General features: G+C 41.7%; 18 protein-coding genes and 1 riboswitch. Of the genes, 3 read left to right on the top strand and 15 right to left on the bottom strand.

Annotated features, from left to right (window positions below):
- Positions 1 to 117 precede the first annotated feature (117 nt).
- From ndk to FTV41_RS01490, 15 genes are all read right to left on the bottom strand, one after another.
- Positions 118 to 549: a nucleoside-diphosphate kinase gene (gene ndk / locus FTV41_RS01560; protein WP_004975092.1), complete on the bottom strand. Its 432-nt coding sequence runs from the start codon at positions 547 to 549 to the stop codon at positions 118 to 120.
- 161 nt (positions 550 to 710) lie between these two features.
- Positions 711 to 911, bottom strand: a complete 201-nt coding sequence (iscX, locus tag FTV41_RS01555; protein WP_004975089.1) for a Fe-S cluster assembly protein IscX — start codon at positions 909 to 911, stop codon at positions 711 to 713.
- A gap of 101 nt (positions 912 to 1012) precedes the next feature.
- Positions 1013 to 1564 (bottom strand): phosphatase PAP2 family protein, encoded by a 552-nt coding sequence (locus FTV41_RS01550; protein WP_004975087.1) that lies wholly within the window; start codon positions 1562 to 1564, stop codon positions 1013 to 1015.
- 25 nt (positions 1565 to 1589) lie between these two features.
- Positions 1590 to 2873 (bottom strand): glycosyltransferase family 1 protein, encoded by a 1284-nt coding sequence (locus FTV41_RS01545; RefSeq protein WP_179995990.1) that lies wholly within the window; start codon positions 2871 to 2873, stop codon positions 1590 to 1592.
- Positions 2874 to 3139: 266 nt separating this feature from the next.
- A complete protein-coding gene (locus FTV41_RS01540; protein WP_004975083.1) occupies positions 3140 to 3565 on the bottom strand; it encodes a hypothetical protein in 426 nt (141 codons plus the stop codon).
- Positions 3566 to 3596: 31 nt separating this feature from the next.
- Complete coding sequence (locus tag FTV41_RS01535; RefSeq protein WP_179995989.1) at positions 3597 to 5924, bottom strand: fimbria/pilus outer membrane usher protein; 2328 nt, start codon at positions 5922 to 5924, stop codon at positions 3597 to 3599.
- A gap of 3 nt (positions 5925 to 5927) precedes the next feature.
- Positions 5928 to 6644 carry a molecular chaperone gene (locus tag FTV41_RS01530; protein ID WP_104852477.1) on the bottom strand — a complete coding sequence of 239 codons (717 nt, stop codon included), beginning with the start codon at positions 6642 to 6644 and terminating at the stop codon, positions 5928 to 5930.
- A gap of 98 nt (positions 6645 to 6742) precedes the next feature.
- Entirely contained in the window at positions 6743 to 7273 is a 531-nt protein-coding gene (locus FTV41_RS01525) for a hypothetical protein (protein ID WP_104852478.1), read from the bottom strand.
- Between the two features lie 753 nt (positions 7274 to 8026).
- A complete protein-coding gene (locus tag FTV41_RS01520; RefSeq protein ID WP_004975074.1) occupies positions 8027 to 8953 on the bottom strand; it encodes a branched-chain amino acid transaminase in 927 nt (308 codons plus the stop codon).
- 34 nt (positions 8954 to 8987) lie between these two features.
- Positions 8988 to 11732 carry a bifunctional [glutamate--ammonia ligase]-adenylyl-L-tyrosine phosphorylase/[glutamate--ammonia-ligase] adenylyltransferase gene (gene glnE, locus FTV41_RS01515; protein WP_179995988.1) on the bottom strand — a complete coding sequence of 915 codons (2745 nt, stop codon included), beginning with the start codon at positions 11730 to 11732 and terminating at the stop codon, positions 8988 to 8990.
- 176 nt (positions 11733 to 11908) lie between these two features.
- Positions 11909 to 12715 carry an enoyl-ACP reductase gene (locus FTV41_RS01510; protein ID WP_004975071.1) on the bottom strand — a complete coding sequence of 269 codons (807 nt, stop codon included), beginning with the start codon at positions 12713 to 12715 and terminating at the stop codon, positions 11909 to 11911.
- 179 nt (positions 12716 to 12894) lie between these two features.
- The gene (locus tag FTV41_RS01505) at positions 12895 to 13887 is read right to left on the bottom strand and encodes a DUF2804 domain-containing protein (RefSeq protein WP_179995987.1); all 993 of its coding nucleotides are present in this window, start codon (positions 13885 to 13887) and stop codon (positions 12895 to 12897) included.
- 203 nt (positions 13888 to 14090) lie between these two features.
- Positions 14091 to 14612, bottom strand: a complete 522-nt coding sequence (locus FTV41_RS01500) for a DUF1543 domain-containing protein (RefSeq protein ID WP_096901526.1) — start codon at positions 14610 to 14612, stop codon at positions 14091 to 14093.
- Between the two features lie 174 nt (positions 14613 to 14786).
- A complete protein-coding gene (gene trpB / locus FTV41_RS01495; protein ID WP_004975067.1) occupies positions 14787 to 16031 on the bottom strand; it encodes a tryptophan synthase subunit beta in 1245 nt (414 codons plus the stop codon).
- Entirely contained in the window at positions 16003 to 16656 is a 654-nt protein-coding gene (locus FTV41_RS01490; protein WP_004975062.1) for a phosphoribosylanthranilate isomerase, read from the bottom strand. The genes trpB and FTV41_RS01490 overlap by 29 nt, the downstream gene beginning before the upstream one ends.
- A gap of 192 nt (positions 16657 to 16848) precedes the next feature.
- Positions 16849 to 17073: riboswitch (cobalamin riboswitch) on the top strand.
- Positions 17074 to 17108: 35 nt separating this feature from the next.
- Here FTV41_RS01490 and FTV41_RS01485 point away from each other — a divergent pair.
- The 3 genes from FTV41_RS01485 to FTV41_RS01475 all read left to right on the top strand — a co-directional run bounded on the left by FTV41_RS01485 (position 17109) and on the right by FTV41_RS01475 (position 20601).
- Entirely contained in the window at positions 17109 to 18995 is a 1887-nt protein-coding gene (locus tag FTV41_RS01485) for a TonB-dependent siderophore receptor (RefSeq protein WP_179995986.1), read from the top strand.
- A gap of 139 nt (positions 18996 to 19134) precedes the next feature.
- Positions 19135 to 19719 carry a cob(I)yrinic acid a,c-diamide adenosyltransferase gene (locus tag FTV41_RS01480; RefSeq protein WP_004975056.1) on the top strand — a complete coding sequence of 195 codons (585 nt, stop codon included), beginning with the start codon at positions 19135 to 19137 and terminating at the stop codon, positions 19717 to 19719.
- A gap of 168 nt (positions 19720 to 19887) precedes the next feature.
- Complete coding sequence (locus FTV41_RS01475) at positions 19888 to 20601, top strand: glycerophosphodiester phosphodiesterase (RefSeq protein ID WP_179990488.1); 714 nt, start codon at positions 19888 to 19890, stop codon at positions 20599 to 20601.
- Positions 20602 to 20606 lie beyond the last annotated feature (5 nt).

Genomic DNA, 20606 nt, shown 5'->3' with positions numbered 1-20606 from the left:
GTCTAAAGATGAAAGGAGAAGCTCAAGAGGTGAGCAAAGGTTTATTCAGAAAATAAAAATCGGAGAATAAAAAACCAGATAAGCATAATAACACTTATCTGGTTTGAATACTGCGTATTAACGAGTACGTGGGCAAACTTCAGTTTGAGCAAAGAAGTAGTTTACTTCACGCTCTGCAGATGCAACTGAGTCTGAACCGTGAGCAGCGTTTTCATCGATGCTTACAGCGAAATCTGCACGGATTGTACCAGGTGCAGCTTCTTTAGGGTTTGTTGCACCTAAAATTTCACGGTGAGCAAGAACTGCGTTTTCACCTTCAAGAACTGAAACAACGACTGGACCAGAAGTCATGAACGCAACTAGGTCACCAAAGAAACCACGTTCTTTGTGCTCAGCGTAGAAGCCTTCAGCTTCAGCTTGAGAAAGGTGTTTCATTTTAGTCGCAACGATTTTAAGACCAGCTTTTTCGAAACGAGCAAAGATGTCACCGATGTGGTTTTTAGCAACTGCATCTGGTTTTACGATAGATAAAGTACGTTCAATAGCCATGATTGGCTCCTTAAGTCAATGTTGACGCGAAAATTTTGCCGCATTATACCGAATAATGGGCTATTTTCTGCTTTTGATGTGTAAAAAAATTGCTTTTTTCGATATGAAGCGCATTGTGCAGGACCTTGATCGGCAAATCAATCTTGCTTCACACCGCTAGATTAACGTGCTTCGTCAATCCACGCCATTTGAATGGCTTCTAAGATGCCTTCAGTCGATTTTTCGGGATCATCTTGAAACTCTGGCAAAGCACAGACCCAAGCGTGCAAATCGGTAAAACGAATCCATTGCGGATCGACATCGGGATGCGCCTCATATAACTCAATGGCAATGTCGATGCTGTCCGTCCAACGTAAACCCATGTGTATTCCCTATTCTAGTCAAGACAGCGACTACTTTAACAAATTTCGCATGGGCTGCCTGCCATTACTGCACTGAATTTTCGATTTGGTTTTATCCAGACTTATAAAACAATATTTACATAAGGTGCAGCCAAAATAATCGCACTCGCCACTGAACCGCCAATCATCGCCCCGACTGCCACATCACTCGGATAGTGCAAGCCTAAAATCATACGGGAAACGGCCACCAAAATCGTAAAGGGCAACATCAACATCAACAATACTGGCTGGATATAACCCAAAACCGTTGTGGTCATGACTGCATGCAAAGTGTGACCTGATGGGAAGCTAAAATGATCTAAGGGACGTTCACCCAAACGGATCACTTGGTGTACCTGATACGGACGTGGACGGACGGTTTTTTGTTTTAAATATTTATAAATACCTGTGCCGACAGATCCGCCTAACAACAGATAAATAATTTGTAAACTATAACCAATGCCCTGCATCATCCATGCACTTGCGAGCATGACATACCAGAACACACCATCGCCCAAACGGCTAATAACTTTAAAAAATTGTGCCACCCGCTGAGAGTGGGAAAAATGGTTAAGATACAAACAGCCTTTTAAGTCGAGATCCAGCATTCTTATTTTTGCATTTTTAAACTTCATCGGTTCTCTCCTCTTTGGCGTATAGCTAAGATGGCATGTGTAGCTCCTTCGCCACCAGATATAACGCCTGCTCAAATTGTTGGACTGGATACTGCCAGCCAATATTTAAAGTCGCTTTGCGGGCGTGTTCGCCCATCTGTCTAAGGGTTGTAAGATCGGGAAGTCGGTGGATATGACCGACCAAATCTTCTGGCTGACCGAGTGGACTCAACCAGCCTGTTTCATTCGGTTTTAGATGTAAACGTGCGCAAGCATAGTCATAAGCAATGACAGACAAGCCACTGGCCATAGCTTCTAACACGACATTGCCAAAGGTTTCGACCTGACTGGCAAAAGCAAACACATCGGCACTGGCATAGGCTTGTGCAAGTGCTGTGCCACTTAAACTACCTGTAAAAATGATATCTCCCTGAGCGTTCATGGCTTCTAAACTTTCACGGTCTGGCCCATCTCCAACAATCACCAATTTCACAGGCTGTTCGGTATTTTTTGGCATACGCTGATAGGCATTAATAATAAGATTGACTTCTTTTTCAGGTGATAAACGCCCTACATACAACATCACCCGCGTATTTTCACTCGCACCCCAGCTTGCTCGCAGTTGGGTAGAACGAAAATCTGGTGAAAAATATTCAACATTGACACCACGCCCAACCACCACCAAAGGCCCTTGCACACCAAACTGACGCAATGATTTTTCAGTATGGCTACTTGGCACACACGTCAGCGAGGTATTGTTATGAAACCATTTTAGATAGTGCTGAATTGGCTTGAGTAAAAATGCCAAATCGAAAAAACGGCTAAAATCTTGAAATGCGGAGTGAAAACCACTTGATACTGGAATATTTTTTGATTTTGCAATATGTAAACTGGCAAGCCCTAAAGGGCCTTCAGTGACGATATGCACCACATCAGGTTGAAACTCATCTAAAGCCTGCGAAAGTTTAGACCACTGCGGCCAGCCAAATTGTAAATTATGATATTTAGGAATGGCTTGTGCTTTTACCAGACATTCTTGATACGGTTGGAATTGAGTGCAGGCTTGTTTTTGTTCAGGGCGAATCAATAAAATTTTGTGTCCAAGTTCCTGCAATCCTTTGCAAAGCTGCAACAGTGAACGTGCCACACCATTAATTTCAGGTGGCCAAGTTTCTGTTACAAGGGCAATTTTTAAACGTGGGCGGACAAGGTCTGAGAGTTCAGAGGTAGGCTGGCTGCTTTTTTGTTTTTGATCTTGTTTGAAATGAAATTTAAATGCATCGCTGTAACGCTCTAATTTACTGCTCTGCTTTGCCAATACATTGCTCATCGCCTTTTTGCTCAATTCTTATTTTATGCTTGCTAGCATAGAGCAGCTGCATTGCAGTAATATGATGCTTTGGTGACACATTTGTCATTTTTTTAACAACTCGATGATCGCCTATACCTAGTTTTGCACACATAGTTTTATGTATAAATTTAATGTAAATCGTTTGCTGTCATTCACCCTAAATAGATAAAAAAAGCAGATATTGGATACCTGCCTGCTGAATATCTTGTTTGCTGAATACCTGATCTGCTGCACATCGAAGCCCTCTAAAAAAGTAAATTAATATACAACTCATCGGTATAACGACCTGCTGGCGTTGTCAAACTCGGTTGTTCATCCAAGCGTACCGCGACACTGTATTTATGTCCTGTCGTAGAAACATGCCCTGCGATGGGCGTGTTCCACAGATTTGTTTTTGCTCCCATAATACTCATACTGGTGCGTAAACGGTGTGTGCCATTATTCACAAAACTGCTGCCATGTTTGTCACGTAAATTACGACTACTGAACTGAATGCTATAACCTCGATCACAGCGCACATTAAAACTGGTTGCAGTCTGGCTACGGTATTGTGAGCTCATTTGCAATAAAGATTCACTGACCGAACCAATGGTGCAAGCCTGTGCAGGAAAACAAATCCAGCATCCACACAGCACTAGACTTAATTTTTTTACCATCCCTAATTTTTTCATGTTCTCATCCTCAATCATCCTGCTGATATACTTACTGACAAATCAAATCTAACTGTCTGGTTTGTGGAACAGTGCCTGCTTTAATTTGAGGGACTTCAAGTGAACTATGGCAAACTTTTCCACCTTTGGTTTTAACCTTCAGCGTATAACTGCCTGCTTTCACACCATATAAATGTACTTTTCCATCGCTGCCCACAGGTACAAATTCGGTTGCATCATCACTTAAATACACTTCACTGCCCTGCACAAAGGTCTGCTGATCGGGCGTGAGTAAACGCAATATGATCAATCCTGTACGCTGAACAGGGAAATTCACTTTATAGCCGCGTTGATTCATACCAATCACTTTTTGGCTTGAATATTCAAAGCTGTCATACAAATCTAACTGGTCTTGATCAAAAGACACGTCGTAATTGACGTAAGGCACAATGTCGTGCACAAACACATAACCGTGTTGATTGGTTTTACCAACAGGTGTTAAGGCACGTTGTACTTCCACATTTGGAATATCACCAACATTCACCAAAGCAAAAGCATTGTCTACATATTTGGTCATGGCCCATTTACGGTCTAACCACACTACTGCACCCTGATAATTGGCTTGACTGTAGCTAAAGCGTTCACTTTCATCGTGGCTTAAATATAAATTACCCATCGGCATTTTCAGGGCGGTATAGGCATTTACCCCAATATCCCCTTCTGTTTGTTGGTGACGCACAGCAAGAGTGTAATCCACACCATTTTGCGTCAGGCTGCTCTGTGCATAACGCAACTGGGTTTGCTCATCAAAATTATGCGAAAGCTGCGCACTGCGGCGTTGGTCAAATTGATAATTCAGTGTTAAATATGCCCCGTCACTATCCTGCACTTTCAAATCTTTATAATAAGAAAACGACAGTGAAGTTTGACGCCCAAACATACGAGAAAAACCAACTGTAAGCATTTGGCTATCTGCAAAGCTATTATTTGCATTGGGATGATAACGGCGCTCTAGATAGTTCACATTTAAGGTATTAATGAAAGGAATATTGAAAATACTGACATAAGCTAAGTTGTCGTATTCCACTGTTTGTGTCATATCGCTATAACCCAAACCACGATATTCAGGACTGTAGTATTTATGACTTGCACCAAGTGCAACCCGACTTCCATTACGGCTTAACGAAGCGCCAAAGGTATAACCATCGCCCCAATCACTGTGGCTAGACGCAGCATGCGTATCTAACAAGGCATATTTGCTGAGAGATTGCGTCCATAGCAACCCGACATTCTGCACATCTTTGCTATAACTTAAATTGGTTCCTAAAGTCGTGCTGTCTGTAATTCCACGTCTGAAATAAAGGTTGCCAAAAAACTCCCGATAATCATCCGACACGTAGTCGTAGTCATAACGCAGCTTTCCTGCAGAAAAGTTGTATTCGTTCAGTCCTGGTTTGAGTAGTTGCGTGGTGACATAAACTGGAAAAGATTGCACGGTACGATTTCCCAATACATCTTCCACCACCACTTGCGCCTCGCCCGACTGCTGAATATTTGCACCCGTATTTAAGGTATAGTGCCCAGGCGTCACTTGTTGCTGATATAGATTGATGCCATTAATGTATAAATCGACGGTGGATGGCAGTACAGCACTGCCTCTTAAGGTGGGTACATTCCAATAAATAAAGTCTGGATAACTACTAAAATTTGAACCAAAAGACACACCACCAAATCTGAATGTATCTAATAAAGGATTGTAAACGCTGGTGTTATCACCCAAAGTTAAACGCTGATAACGTGATGGAAATTCAATTTCAAAACTGGTATTCAAACGCAGTAGCTTATCTTGATCCTGTTCTGCCTCTTTGCGATACATCATGCCATTTTTAAAAATCCAGTAATCTTTAAAAATACCAAGCTCCGCCAAACCATTTAATTCATTGTAATTATCATAACGTGCATACAGCACATTATAATTTAAAAAACCGCCCAACTCTGCTTTAGACGGAATCGCATGGGTTTGGCTCAGTTGTGCATCTATAAAATAGCTGGCAGGTACGGTCAATTTAATCGCTTGCAGCGCAAAGTCTTGTTCAGACTGAATTTCATTGGTGGTTACAGAACAGAACTGAGTTTGTGCACTGTGTTTTTGTAAACGGTCTTGCTGTAAACCAAGTTGCTGCAAGACCTCGCATTCCATATAGCGTTGCCCATCCTGCTGCAACACCAAACTTTCAATGACACGATCTACGCCATTCAGCCAAACACTATTCAACGCCATTTCAGCATTGGCAGCATTGGCAGCATTGGCAGCATTGGCAGGTAATGGTATCCCCCACAGGACACATTGCAGCGCAAAAAACAGTCGAGTTCTATGCATGATTTAGCCCTTCATTTTTAACTCAATGGCTTGCTCACTTTTATCTGTTTCAAGTTTGAGTATGTAATTTTTCAAATCACTAAGTTTGATTTGCCCCATATCAAAGCTGTGTTTTTGTTGATTTAACAAATATTTCATTTCACGTGTGGTTGCAATGGGTTGTTTTTGTTGATTTAAAATGCTGATTGAAGAAATTTGCACATGCGATGCAGCATGATTTTCTATCTCTAAAAATAAGTGGTCGTTCTGGTAACGCGGGGTTGCAGTCACCTGAATGGCATCTTGCTTACCAACAAACAACGGTACAGAAATCGTAAATAAAAATTGTAAGGCGTCTTCTTCCACCACAGGGGCAATTTCTTTAAAAACAATACGCCAAGTTTTTTCTTGCGCCATTTCTTCCTTAGAAAGTGGTCGGCTAAAACCTACGCGTATCACTTGTTGTGCATTCGGTTGTAAAACAAAGTTTTTAGGATTAATTAAGATGTCTTGTTCTGGTTCTAGCACATCTTCACCCTGTGCATTTTGCGACCATTTGTAGGCAGACATTTCAAAGCTTTTCGGTTCAGTAAGATCGGTGGCTTCCATGACTACTGTTGCACTGCGCTGTCGTGCTTTATCGCCCAAATACATTTGAGTCGGTGAAATCACCAAATTTGCATAAACTGCCTCTGCACATAAACAACTTGCGACCAGCACATATTTCAATAATTTTTTCATGCATCCCCCAACAATGTCTGATTACGCTTGTCTTTAGACTAAAAAGTTGACTCCACCCTGTCGGTAAAGCCAACTGATTCAGATTGCGTTCAAGTGAATTAGAATGACACTCGAATGTTGTATTTATCGGTATAGGTACCCGCTGGTTTAGAAATACCTACACCGTCACTTTTAACCAAGACATTGTAAGTACTCCAGCCATTGTTGCCTGGCGCAATATTGGTTTGCTGATCGTTTAACTGAATCAAAGATGGTGAACCCGCACGTTTGGTTTCAACCGTTAAGCCCACTGCATGATTACCTGATTTGGCTGCAGATTTGGTTGTTTTGCCTCCACCAACACGGTTGTCGGTATCGACCAATAAGTTGTAGTTTGCATTCGCCCCAACCATAAATTGACCAGAAGCTTGTGCACCATCTTTTAATGAGATACTTGGTGTTTTCACTTTCAGCTCACAGCGCTTAGGCACAATCACTTGAATTGGAATACTTCCTGTACATGGCCCTTCGTTACATACTGGGGTTGGCTTAGGGTCTGGTTTAGGATGATGATTACTACCCGCCATTGTTACCGTTGAAAAAGCTCCGAAAACAATCAAAGCAGCAGCAGTTTTAATAAATTTAGACATGTCACTTCTCCATAACTCTTATAAAAAACCATTTTTTAATCATTCACTTGCTTGAGATATCGTTAGAATTATTGAAACTCAATCCTTAGCAAGTTTCTTCATTTTAGGTATTTCTCACAAAAATCCATCTATACGCCCCATTTCACACAATTTTTAATAAACTTTGAATTTCAGCAAATTACGAGATTAAAGTACTGTTTTAAATGACATCGCAAAAAACTAGGGAGCAGCTCACTCCCCAAAATTTGTGATCCAAATTTTAGGGATAATGAAAAATATATATTTATTTACATTTAAACCAACACATTGTTTTTATTTAACTTTAATAACATTTTTATTTTAACTTTTGTTACATTTTAAGTGGATTTATTTTTGAAAGAATGGTCAAAATTTGGTTTCTAGTCTAATTTTTACTACACTTTTCACGTATTTGATTCACTATCTCCTATCACATTCGACAGATTGAGCGTTTTTTAACATCAAATCTCACCAATTACAGGGATTGCCTCTCGCTATAAAAAACTATGTTTCAATCGACAGAGTTTATCCAAAAGATCAAATTTGTACATCATGAACTCAACGAAGAAACAGTTGATCATTCATCTATGTCTGTAACGTGAGAAATAAACCTCGCAAGAAGTTTAGCCGTTCAATAACGCAATAGCAGACAAAATAAAACCCCATTCAAGCCACTGCCTGAATGGGGTCATCACACCTGAGTCAGTAATATAGACTCAGGTACACACGCGTGACTTATTTAACGTAAGTCAACCAATGTGCATATTTGTCATTCTTGCCTTGAACTGCGTCAAAGAAAGTTTTTTGAATTTCAGTGGTAATTGGGCCACGTGAACCACAGCCAATTACACGGTCATCGTATTCACGAATTGGGGTAACTTCTGCTGCTGTACCTGTAAAGAAGGCTTCATCGGCAATGTAGAATTCATCACGCGTAATACGGCGTTCAACTACCTCATAACCCAAGTCTTTAGCAATGGTGATCACCGTTTGACGCGTAATACCATCTAAAGCACCGCCTGCAATGTCTGGTGTATGTAAAACGCCATCTTTAATTAAGAATACGTTTTCGCCAGAACCTTGGCATACATAACCTTGTGGGTCCATTAACATCGCTTCATCATAGCCTGCTTGCGCTACTTCTTGGTGAGCAAGAATAGACAAGGTGTAGTTACCAGAAGCTTTGGCTTTACACATAGTCACGTTTGGATGATGGTGCGTAAACGATGAAGTTTTAACGCGAATACCTTTAGCCATCGCTTCTTCACCCAAGTATGCACCCCAACCCCAAGCCGCAACTGCAGCATGAATGGTGTTATTGGTTGCAGCAATACCCAGTTTTTCAGAACCAATCCAAATTAATGGACGTAAATAGCACGATGAAAGTTTGTTTTCACGTACCACATCAATTTGCGCCTGTTCTAAAGCTGCTTGATCAAATGGTACTTTCATTTGATAGATTTTTGCAGAGTTTAACAAACGCTTAGTATGGTCCTGAAGACGGAAAATCGCAGTTCCGTTTGGCGTTTCATAAGCGCGGACACCCTCAAACACACCCATACTGTAGTGTAAGGTATGCGTTAAGACGTGAATTTTTGCATCACGCCAGTCAACCAATTGTCCATCTTGCCAAATAAAACCATCACGATCAGCCAAATTCATGGCACACACTCCAAATGTTTATACAATAGTCATTTTAATCCAACGCAGACGTTGCAGTCGGATCAATTAATCTTTGCCATAACTTGCAAACGACCTCACGGGTAGCGTACCAGTCCGCAGCATTGACTTGCATGGATTGATTTGCAAGGGCTAAGCGGTGGCTTTCGGCTCGTTCACGGAGATAAGCTTGAATCAATGCTGTAGCATCGTCGCTGGATAAGCAACCTGTTTTTGCGGCATCTTCAAGGATTCTTACGTTGTCGGAATAATGGGCGAGATCAGGATTCGACCCACTCCAGGCTAATACCGCATACTGTGCCATAAATTCGATATCAACGATACCACCTGCATCCTGTTTTAAATGAAAAATTCCATCTTTTTTTTGCTCTTTAGATGAACCCAAATGATCTTTCATTTTTTGACGCATTTTCAGCACTTCGCTGCGGACATACGCTTCGTCACGCGGCTGGGTTAAAATCTTACAACGCAACACTTCAAACTTGTCACGTAAACATTGCTCGCCTGCAATACTGCGTGCACGAACCAAAGCCTGATGCTCCCACAGCCATGCACTTTTCAGTTGATAGTGCTCAAAGGCCCGCAAACTGGTCACCAATAAACCCGCATCTCCCGAAGGACGTAAACGGGTATCGACCTCATAGACACGGCCATCTAGGGTTTGTGTGGTCATAAGCGAAACAAACTTTTGCGCAACCCGCATGGCAAATTCAAAACCACTGATAGGTTTCATCCCATCGGTATCGGCCTGCTCATCCATGGCATGCACAAAGACCAAATCCAAATCTGAACCATAGCCCAACTCGATCCCACCGACCTTACCATAGCCAATAATCGCAAAGGCATTATGTTCTAAACCACAGCGCTGCCCTTCACTGTCGAGTGGATAACCATGCTTTTTGGCCGTAATTTGATACGCCAATTGTAAAGCTGCATTTACTGTTACTTCGGCAATATCCGTCAGCGCATCGGACACTTTCATCAAGTGGCTTTCTGCCAATACATCACTGGCTGCAACCGTGAGTACATTGGATTTTTTGAATAAACGCAGCACCCGCATTAAATCTTCAACTTCATCCAGCTCAATACGCAGCAATTGCTGGCGTAGAGAATCTTCCAAATCACTACGCTTCGGCAATTCAAAATCCATAGATAGAAATTCATCTAACAACACAGGATATTGGGTCAGCTCCTCACAAATCCACGGACTAACCGTGGCCATTTTCACCAAGCGCTGTAAAGCCCCCTTGCTTTCAATCAGCATCACCAAATACACGGTACGGCGCAGCACTGACTCCACCAATGGCATTAAACGCATCAATGCCATTTGTGGATGTTCCGATTGCAACACCGCTTCAATCAAGTGCGGCCAAAAGGTTTTTAAACGCTGTAAAGCTTTGGCTGTAAGTTTTTTAATACCGTGCCCATACCAAAACTCATGTACTAGGTTTTTCGCTTGATCATCCAATACCGCATTCAGTTGTTTTTCCAGCTGACTGTAATTTTCTAGCAAGGAATCGGGTTCATTCTCTTTAATTAAATGTTCAAACTGATAAATCACTTTGACACGCTTTTCATTCAGGGTCTGCATAAAGCTGTCCCAGTCGGCAAAGCCCAAGGTATCGCTAATTCGTGTACGTAGTTCAGGTTCGGTAGGTAAAGCTTGGGTTTGCTGATCATTCAAGGCTTGAATAGCATGTTCAACCCGACGCAGGAACAAATAGGCATCTTCTAAATCCAGTACGGCTTGCGGCTCTAATAACTCTGCCTCACCCAAATGGCGTAAATTGACCAGACATTGACGGTCTTGCAATTCCAGCTTTGAGCCACCGTAAATCAGCTGAAATACCTGTACGATAAACTCAACTTCACGAATCCCCCCCGCACCCAGTTTAATATTGTCTTCAATATTACGGCGCTGCACTTCGCGCTCAATCATGGCTTTCATTTCGCGCATGGCTTCAAAGGCGGTGTAATCGACATATTTACGAAATACGAAAGGTCGGGTCATCTCCAACAGTTCATCGCCTTCTTGCCCGCCCGTGATAATACGTGCCTTAATCCATGCATAGCGCTCCCATTCACGTCCATGCTGACTTAAGTATTTTTCCAATGCCACATGACTAATGGCCAAAGCTGAACCATCGCCCCACGGACGTAAACGCATATCAACACGAAATACAAAACCATCGGCGGTGATATGATCTAATAGATAGATCAGTTTTTGTCCCCATAAAATGCAGAATTGCTGCACTTCAATACACTTGCGTCCATTGGTTTCGCCTTGTTCATCAAAGGCAAAAATCAGGTCGATGTCGCTGGATAAATTCAGTTCCTGCGCACCATGTTTACCCATGGCGACCACAATCAGGTCTTGGACTTTGCCGTTATATCCCATCGGTTCGCCATGCTTGGCAACCAACGGAATCCGCGCAAAATCTTTGGCAACTTGCACACAAATATCGGCAAAGTCTGAAAGTTCCTGTGTCAACGTCACCACATCGGTGAGTTGGTTGGCATCTTGCCAAATCCAGCGGAACATTAAACGCGCGCGTAAAATTCGCAGGGTTTTCATCCACAAGGTTTCATCTTGAATGTCTTGTAAAGTCGAAATCACCAGTTGATGAATGTAGTCTGCGCTCAGCGGTTTTAGGAATTGGTCAATTGCATAATCCTGCTGTAACAGGCTTTCGTGATTTGCCAAGACTTGTTCTGCATATTGACTGGCATGTAACGTTTTTTGCAATTGTTCCGCATTCATTTTTAAGACCTAAAACCCAGTTTTATTTTGAAATATTGTCAACTCATCTATTTATAGCAGCAGATGCGCCAAAGAAGAAAATAAAATTACAGCAATCTGCAAAATACCTCTTGCTTAAAATGCAGCGATAAAAAAACCGAAGCCTAAACTTCGGTTTTATCTGCTTGATGCAATGCTTATTCAGCATCTAGCATTAATTCTGCGCTCATACCAACCGTGTTAAAACCTGCATCGACATACAGAATTTCACCAGTAATACCATTCGCCCATGGTGAGCAAAGGAATAATGCCGCATTACCAACATCTTCAATGGTCACGTTGCGTTTTAAAGGTGCAACTTTTTCATTGAGGTCTAACATTTTACGGAATGATTTAATGCCTGATGCGGCAAGCGTACGAATTGGGCCTGCAGAAATTGCATTCACGCGAATACCGTCAGCACCCAAGCTTGAAGCCAAGTAGCGTACACCTGCTTCTAAAGATGCTTTCGCCATACCCATGACGTTGTAGTTTGGCATCACACGCTCAGAACCTTGATAAGTCAAAGTCAATAAGCAACCTTGGCGTGCTTGTAATAATGGTTTTGCAGCACGTGCCATCGCAATAAAGCTATAAGCACTAATGTCATGCGCAACTTTGAAACCATCACGATCTGTAACATCGGTAAAGTCACCATCTAAAGTATGCGCAGGCGCAAAACCAATCGAGTGAACCAAACCATCCAAACCATCCCAGTGCTTTGCCAAGTCAGCAAAAGCTTGCTCAATTTCTGCATCTACGCCTACATCGCAAGGCAATACAATGCTTGAGCCAAATTGTGCAGCGAAGTCATCAACACGTTTTTTGAGTTTTTCATTCGGATAAGTAAATGCTAATTCTGCACCTTCACGATGCAATGCTTCTGCAATACCAAATGCGATAGATAATTTACTTGCAATACCAGCAATTAAAAAACGCTTACCCGCCAAAAGACCTTGTGCCATGTGAAACTCACCTTGATATATTTCGCAATATCATGCCAATTCTGAACGCATAGTGAAATTGCATAATGCGCCTTTTTTTGCCGTTTATGTAAAAACTCAATGGCGATTCAAGTGAGTGATAGATGACGTCACATGATAATCTGCAAGTGGTGACGTACAATCTTGGTTAAAAACTTGCCCTACCACTTGGCATAATGCTGTTCAAGCAAGCCGTATTCGTTTAACAAAATAATTTCGGTATCGTCTTGTTGAATAGTACCACTAATTTTAGCTTGCCATTGGCTGAACTGACTGCCGACTAGACGCAAATTCAGGTTTTCATAACGGCGCCAACCTGTGCTGACAGTTAAATTCAAACGATGATCCAGTGAGCGAATGCTCCACGAGCCATCATCCTCAGGTTGGAACAACACATCTGTTAAGGGATACAGCACGCCATTAATCCACAAACAGTTTTCGTTGCCAAAACTTTCATTCACACCAGAAGCCAGATTCAAGCCTACACGACGGTCTTCGGTATCCCAAAAGTTGCACGACAACCAAAACCATGCTGTTTCAGGGCGTAAAAAACCGCAGGTATCATCTAAAGAAGCAAAGGTGCGTTCATGGAATTGAATGGTTTGTCCTGTTTTATTAACAAAATAGCCTTCACAGCCGAGTGTGGTCAGTTTTTGGGTGTAAGTCCAACCATTAATACCTGTTGGGCTACACATACTTAGCGGGTCTGTGCCTGCACAAAATATCCGCGCACTGAGTTTAATTTCACCATATTTGGTCACGCAGATATAACGCACACCATTGGCATGTTGAATTTCAATTTGAAATGGCGATTTTTCAAAAAAACTTTGATTAAATAACGGTTGCTCATCTAAAACCGTATTACGCGATAAAAAATTAATCGCATTCCATTCCTGCACTTCGCCCGTCATGTGATTATAAATATAGACAAAACCGTGCCCTGCCCAAGCAATATCGGCAATCGCAAGCCCAATGGTATAGTGTTCGTGCTGAATACTACAAAATTTAAACTTTTTATATTTTAAGCGTTTACGCCAACCCGACAATACTTCACCATACGGTGATTTATATTGATAAGCCTGATAATCAATTTTTTTGGGAAGTTCACTAAAACGTCCATAATGCGGTTGTCCATTCGCCTGAATTAAATCCATTGAAGACATTCCCTATTGTCTAAAAACAATTCATCTTTGGTCGTATTATGCCTACAAATGCATGTACAAAAAACCCGCAGCTTATGATTTTGTTCAAAAAACTATAAAAGCATAGATTGTTTTACTATTTTAAGGCTTGAGCGTTCACTAAATATACAAAATATAAATTAATAGATATCTTCCCCTCAATATTCTGAAGGTATTTAAGCATCAGCATTCAAAGTCAGATAGGTATTTTCCCAACGATTGCCTGAAAATGAGCCTTCAACCAATTGCACATAGCGACCATGCACCTGATCTATCGCAATACAATCATCTACCTCTAAGACCCGATCGGTATGTTGTTTTTGCCAGTGCTGGGCAAAATAGGCTTTACCACGCTGTTTTGCCACCATTGGATTTTGCGCCACCACCAGTACATAACGATGTAACTCGCCAAACTCACGCGGATCATATCCACCTAAATTAATTAAATACAGTCGGTTTTCTGCCTGATTCGGCTGCGCATCGGTAAATTTTAAATAGTAGGATTTACCTTCAAACTCAACACCATTAATTTGCGCCCATGCGTCAATATGCAAACCTTTCGGTTCTGCAAACCAAGCCTGCTTGAGTTGCGGATAGGTCTGTTCTAAAGAATCGCCTACCGCAAGTACCACATCATGCACTTCGGTATTGGCTCGCGCATGACGTCCGCCTAACATCACGATAAATAAACTGGGCATATCCGACTCCTGCGCAAATATCCTAAGCTTGATGGCTTTTATAGTTGATGATTTTTAAGCATGATTGTTTAAAGTAGCGAGAATTTTTCAATCCTCCAAATAAAAAATCGTGCCGAATTGCTTCAGCACGATTGAATTGAAATGTAGCATACTTTATTTCAAGCAGTTTACGATTTACATATCCACCATTTCCACGCCATCAATGCGGGCAACAGTCATTAAGTCTTTATCGCCACGACCTGAAACAGTCGCAATAATGATTTGGTCTTTATCCATCGTTGGTGCAAGCTTGCTCACATAAGCCATAGCATGCGAGCTTTCTAAAGCAGGAATAATCCCTTCGATACGGGTTAAATCACGGAAACCTTGCAAGGCTTCTTGGTCATTGATTGGCACGTAATCGACACGGTGCATATCTTTCAGGAAGCTGTGCTCTGGCCCTACACCTGGATAATCCAGACCTGCAGAAATAGAGTGGGTTTCAATGATCTGACCTTGTGCATCCGACATTAAATAAGTACGGTTACCGTGTAATACGCCCACGTGTCCTGCATTCAATGGTGCAGAGTGTTTGCCTGTTTCAATGCCTAAACCTGCAGCTTCGACACCGTACATTTTCACTTCGGCATCGTTCAAGAATGGATAGAACAAGCCCATGGCATTAGAACCACCGCCTACACAAGCTACTAATGCATCAGGTAAACGACCTGCCTGCTCTTGAATTTGGCGACGCGCTTCACGACCAATAATCGACTGGAAATCACGTACCAATTGTGGATATGGGTGTGGGCCAGCGACCGTACCAATCACGTAATATGTAGAATCAACATTGGTGACCCAGTCACGCATGGCTTCGTTCATGGCATCTTTTAAGGTTTTTGAGCCACTTTCTACAGGTACAACAGTTGCACCAAGCAAACGCATACGGTAAACATTCATAGCCTGACGTTTCACGTCTTCTGCACCCATGAACACCACACATTCTAAGCCTAAACGAGCGGCAATGGTCGCGGTTGCTACACCGTGCTGACCCGCACCTGTTTCGGCAATAATGCGTTTTTTGCCAGACAGTTTTGCCAACAGTGCCTGACCAATGGTGTTATTCACTTTATGTGAGCCAGTATGGTTCAAATCTTCACGTTTTAAGTAAATTTGCGCCCCCCCCAACTCTTTTGACCATCGCTCAGCATAATACAAAGGACTAGGACGACCTACATAGTAGGCGAGATCGCGGTCGAATTCTGCCAAAAACTGCGGATCATCTTTCATGCGGAAATACAATTTCTCTAAATCTTGTAAAGCCGCCATCAGCGTTTCTGACACAAAACGTCCGCCATGGATACCAAAATGCCCTTTTGCATCTGGGAATTGGGTATAGTCAATCACTGAGTTATTGTGATTTGTACTTTGCTGATCCACGTTGGACTCCTTGCATGAAGTTTTCTATGAGTTGTTGGTCTTTAATACCTTTTGCAGACTCAACTCCGCCACTGACATCAACGGCATAGGCTTGAGTCGTCTGAATTGCATCTTCAATATTTTCAGGGTTTAAACCACCCGCCAAAATTAAAGGAATATCGAGTTTGGGGAATTTTGACCAGTCAAAACTGTGTCCTGTTCCACCTTTGAGTTCAGGATGCCACGCGTCTAATAATACTGCGCTTGCACCTGCTTGTTGATAGCTTTTTATCGCATCTAACACATTTAAATCAGGTTTGACCTGAATGGCTTTGTACCATCGACGTCCAACTTGCTGTGCTATTTGCTGACATTGCAAGGGTGTTTCATCACCATGAAATTGCAGAATATCTAAAGGTACTTGTTTCAGTACAGCGGCTATTTCTTCTGCCGTTGCATTGACAAATAAACCAACCACTTGCACATAAGCGGGAATGTGTTGCAGCAAGCCTTGTGCTTGCTCAATGCTCACATTGCGTGGACTTGGAGGATAAAACACCAAGCCAATTGCATCTGCACCCGCATGCACAACACTGTTTATATCTTGAATTCGCGTGATTCCGCAAATTTTGGCACGGGTACGCATCGTTTTGGACTCTAATCCTGATTTTCAATCTTCATTTTGCTGATCTTGCTGTGCGTGACTTTAAAATTGTCTGTTCACACTCACAGAATCAGATATTGGGGCGAATCATTGTAATGCAATTTTAAGGGGTTGAGTGAAGTTCAGGCGGATTATTCTGCATTTCCGTTGTTTAAATGGCATACAGACTTTATACTTCGCGCAAATGCAACGAGTCCTAGCTTTGAGCTTTAGGGAAGTTGGTGAAAGTCCAACACTGCCCCCGCAACGGTAACCATGAAACGTATATCAATTTAAATCTTATGATTTACACCACTGTATGAACAATATGGGAAGGTGGATATATAGCGAAGCAATCATAAATTAGAAGATGCTTGGCACATTGAAGTCCGGAGACCTGCTTGTTGTGCCCTTAACTCAATCATTCACGTGGGGTGAATGTATGGAGCAAAGTCATGTCTACTCTTTTTCAGCCTACTGCTTTAGTGGGCGCAATTGCGCTTGCAATGGGTTTTTCAACTTCAGTTTTTGCTGCAGAATCGCAAGATCAGCGTGTGGTGAATGCTGCTTTAGATACGCTTGTTGTTACGGCAACTCGTTCTGAAGAAAAAATTGGTAATGTGCCTGCGCGGATTAATATTATTGAGCCAAAGATTTTGGAACAGTCGCCAATTGCTTCTTTACCACATTTATTACAAACAGATGCATCCATCAATATCGTACAATCTGGTGGTTATGGACAGTACACAGAAATGTATCTCCGTGGAACAAAATCATCACAAACACTATTTTTACGAGACGGTATCCGTTTAAATTCTAATACTTCTGGGCAATCTAGTTTACCATTTATTGATACGACTGATATCAAACAAATTGAAGTACTCAAAGGCCCTGCATCTGTTCTCTATGGTACAGATGCTATTGGTGGTGTGGTTCAACTAATTTCCAAAAAACCTGAAAAAACAGGTGCCTTTATTACCGGAGAAGTTGGCGAAAACAAAACCTATAAATCTGTCCTCGGTGCTGATTTAGCAGAAAATGGGTTCTATGCACAAATTCGTGGTCAACGTCTAGAAACTGATGGCACACCTGTTACAAACACCCCAAATAATAAAAAAGCGAGTTTTGATCAAAAAGGTTATAGTGCCAAAATAGGTGTTGAAAAAGACAACTACGCAGCTTCTATAGATTACAATGAAAACCAAGGCTACAGTGATTATGACTCTTACGGTAGTTTAGTTTCACAAGATTTTAAAAATGAAGTTATCAATCTAAAAAGCCAGTTAAATCTTTTAGATAATGTAGCAATACATGCACGTTTATCTCAATTCAAAGATGATGTTAAACAAAATAATAAGCCAGACTTTGCATACAGTACGACTCAAGAAGCAGAGCTTTATACAAAATGGCAAATCACACCTGAACATAATGTTTTAACTGGTATTTCTCATAAAAAAACTGATGCAGATATTTTCTCCAAGGGAGAAGGCTATGTGTGGGAAGGTTTTTTTTATCCAGGACAAGATGTTTTTTATAATAAAGACATCAAAACAACGGGATATTTTGCTCAACACCAATACCAATCAGACAAACTGAGTACCCAACTTGGAGTTCGTCTCGAAGACCATGAGAAATTCGGTACGCACACTATTGGTCAAGTAGCAGCTAGATATTTTATCACTCCTGCTACAAGCATCTACAGCAATATCGGAACTGCATTTCGTGCGCCAACGAACAATGATTTATATGCTATTGGATGGGGAGCAAATCCTGATTTAGCCCCTGAAGAAAGCTTGTCTTATGAAGTTGGTTTTGATCATCAAATTAACAAACAACTTTCTACTAGCCTTTCAGTATATCGCACCGAAATAGACAACCTTATTACGAGTATAAACTCCCAATTAATCAATATTAATGAAACAACCTTCACAGGTGGGGAGATTAGTTTTAACTGGCAGCAAGATCAACTTTTTTTAAATACAACTTATGCTTATGTACAAGCAAAAGATGATCAAACTAAAAAAGATTTAAACCGCCGCCCACGTCAAAACTTCACTCTTACCGCAGGGTGGGATGATGGCGAATATGGTATCTCAGCTTCTTTATCAGCTAAATCGAATTCAAAGGACTTTGCTGACTCAAAAAATACTCCACCATCAATCATTCCAGGCTACGTCACAACAAATGTGAATGCGTATTGGCAAGTTACTCCTATGATTAAATTCTTTACAAATATAGAAAACATAGGTGATGTAAAATATAAAACCGCATATAACGGTTCTAATGTTTACTACATTAACGGCGGTCGCCTCGCTTCAGCAGGTGTAACTTTCCGCTACTAAAACCCGCATAACAACAAAAACTTTAAAACAGCGCAGTTTATGGATAATGTAATGACCGACATTATCCTTTTTTATTGCGCCAACTTTTATTTCTTACGACCAAGTAAACGCAACTTTCACTTTCAAACAAGGAACGATCATGGGCCACCGTTTAAGCAAAATCTACACCCGCACAGGCGATTCAGGCACAACAGGACTGGGCGATGGCTCACGTGTCGCCAAAGACGACTTACGCATTCATGCACTGGGCGATGTCGATGAACTCAATGCCTGCATAGGCGTATTGCGCTCACAAATTACACATAGCAACATTCAAGACAAAAACACTTGGGACAAATCGCTTAGCCTGATTCAGCACTGGCTATTCGATTTAGGCGGTGAAGTCTGTATCCCCAATTACCATCTCGTACAACCACTTGCGATTGAGTTCCTAGAACAAGACATTGACCGCATGAATGAAAGCCTGCCAATGCTCAAAGAATTTATTCTGCCTGCAGGTACATTGGCATGCAGTTATGCACATCAAGCCCGTGCCGTATGTCGTCGTGCAGAACGTAGTTTAATGACCGTACACAACCGTGATCAAAATATTCAGGCACCATCTTTGCAATTACTGAACCGACTGTCTGACTGGCTATTTGTGGCATCTCGCAGCTTGCAACGTGCCGAAAGAGGCAGCGAAGTGTTATGGCAAAAGAACATCAACGACAGTATTGGTAACTGACATCACACTCTAGAATCGGAAACTAAAATAAAGCCCTGATTTTGCATCTAAAAAATCACGTCGGATGCTGCTTGAAATTTCACACCATCCGACCAAAATAAGAAATGTCATCTCTTTGTCACGTCGTACTTGCAAAATGAAAGCAAACTTTCAATTCATGGGCACATTATGCGCATAATTGGTCATCGCGGTGCGCGTGGCGAAGCACCTGAAAACACGCTTGGTGGTTTTGAATATATTCAAAATATTGGTATTCGTGCCGTCGAATTTGATGTGCGTCAACTCAAAGATAACGCCTTAGTGGTCATGCATGATGATCAATTCATCCGCACGACAGGACAAGACAAAGCGCTGTATGAATGTAGTCTGGAAGATTTAAACCATTATAACCACGCAGTGATGTGGTCGGACTGGAATAAAGTTGAAACCACGCCCCTACTTAATCAAACCATGACCATTATTCAAAATTTTGATCATATTGAGGTTGAGGTTAAAGCAGTTAACTCACATGCCGATGCCGAAAAAATTACCCAAAGTTTAGAGCAACATTTACAGGGTTTTGAACACAACGCCATCATCACCAGTTTTGATCCGAAAATTCATTGGGCTTTGCAACAACAAAAATCACGCTTTAAACGCGGTTTATTGGTTGAAGATGATCTGCAATATCAAGCCATTGATCAGGCTTTAGAATTAGGTTGTTGCCAAATTGGTTGGATGAACGAACTCGCAACCGGTGCGCTCATTCAGGCCACACAACAAGCCAAACTGAATATCAGCGTTTGGACAGTCAACCAAATTGAACGCGCCAAACAGCTCAAAGATTTAGGGATTCAGGGTTTAATTACCGATTATCCTAAACTGATGATGCAACACTTGTAAGCGGC

Origin of the sequence: Acinetobacter sp. YH16051 (assembly GCF_013417135.1) — a bacterium.
In the GTDB taxonomy this organism is placed as follows: Bacteria; Pseudomonadota; Gammaproteobacteria; order Pseudomonadales; family Moraxellaceae; genus Acinetobacter; species Acinetobacter towneri.
Note: the sequence above shows the minus strand (reverse complement) of the source record. Positions and strands in the feature narration are given on the sequence as shown.

What these genes read in the sequence shown, in the direction of transcription:
- FTV41_RS01520 (WP_004975074.1), bottom strand. Translation starts at nt 8,953, where the DNA reads ATGAATTTGGCTGATCGTGATGGTTTTATTTGGCAAGATGGACAATTG.
- FTV41_RS01505 (WP_179995987.1), bottom strand. Translation starts at nt 13,887, where the DNA reads ATGGATTTAATTCAGGCGAATGGACAACCGCATTATGGACGTTTTAGT.
- glnE (WP_179995988.1), bottom strand. Translation starts at nt 11,732, where the DNA reads ATGAATGCGGAACAATTGCAAAAAACGTTACATGCCAGTCAATATGCA.
- FTV41_RS01500 (WP_096901526.1), bottom strand. Translation starts at nt 14,612, where the DNA reads ATGCCCAGTTTATTTATCGTGATGTTAGGCGGACGTCATGCGCGAGCC.
- FTV41_RS01550 (WP_004975087.1), bottom strand. Translation starts at nt 1,564, where the DNA reads ATGAAGTTTAAAAATGCAAAAATAAGAATGCTGGATCTCGACTTAAAA.
- FTV41_RS01535 (WP_179995989.1), bottom strand. Translation starts at nt 5,924, where the DNA reads ATGCATAGAACTCGACTGTTTTTTGCGCTGCAATGTGTCCTGTGGGGG.
- FTV41_RS01510 (WP_004975071.1), bottom strand. Translation starts at nt 12,715, where the DNA reads ATGGCACAAGGTCTTTTGGCGGGTAAGCGTTTTTTAATTGCTGGTATT.
- ndk (WP_004975092.1), bottom strand. Translation starts at nt 549, where the DNA reads ATGGCTATTGAACGTACTTTATCTATCGTAAAACCAGATGCAGTTGCT.
- FTV41_RS01490 (WP_004975062.1), bottom strand. Translation starts at nt 16,656, where the DNA reads ATGCGTACCCGTGCCAAAATTTGCGGAATCACGCGAATTCAAGATATA.
- FTV41_RS01530 (WP_104852477.1), bottom strand. Translation starts at nt 6,644, where the DNA reads ATGAAAAAATTATTGAAATATGTGCTGGTCGCAAGTTGTTTATGTGCA.
- FTV41_RS01540 (WP_004975083.1), bottom strand. Translation starts at nt 3,565, where the DNA reads ATGAAAAAATTAGGGATGGTAAAAAAATTAAGTCTAGTGCTGTGTGGA.
- FTV41_RS01545 (WP_179995990.1), bottom strand. Translation starts at nt 2,873, where the DNA reads ATGAGCAATGTATTGGCAAAGCAGAGCAGTAAATTAGAGCGTTACAGC.
- FTV41_RS01485 (WP_179995986.1), top strand. Translation starts at nt 17,109, where the DNA reads ATGTCTACTCTTTTTCAGCCTACTGCTTTAGTGGGCGCAATTGCGCTT.
- FTV41_RS01475 (WP_179990488.1), top strand. Translation starts at nt 19,888, where the DNA reads ATGCGCATAATTGGTCATCGCGGTGCGCGTGGCGAAGCACCTGAAAAC.
- iscX (WP_004975089.1), bottom strand. Translation starts at nt 911, where the DNA reads ATGGGTTTACGTTGGACGGACAGCATCGACATTGCCATTGAGTTATAT.
- FTV41_RS01525 (WP_104852478.1), bottom strand. Translation starts at nt 7,273, where the DNA reads ATGTCTAAATTTATTAAAACTGCTGCTGCTTTGATTGTTTTCGGAGCT.
- FTV41_RS01480 (WP_004975056.1), top strand. Translation starts at nt 19,135, where the DNA reads ATGGGCCACCGTTTAAGCAAAATCTACACCCGCACAGGCGATTCAGGC.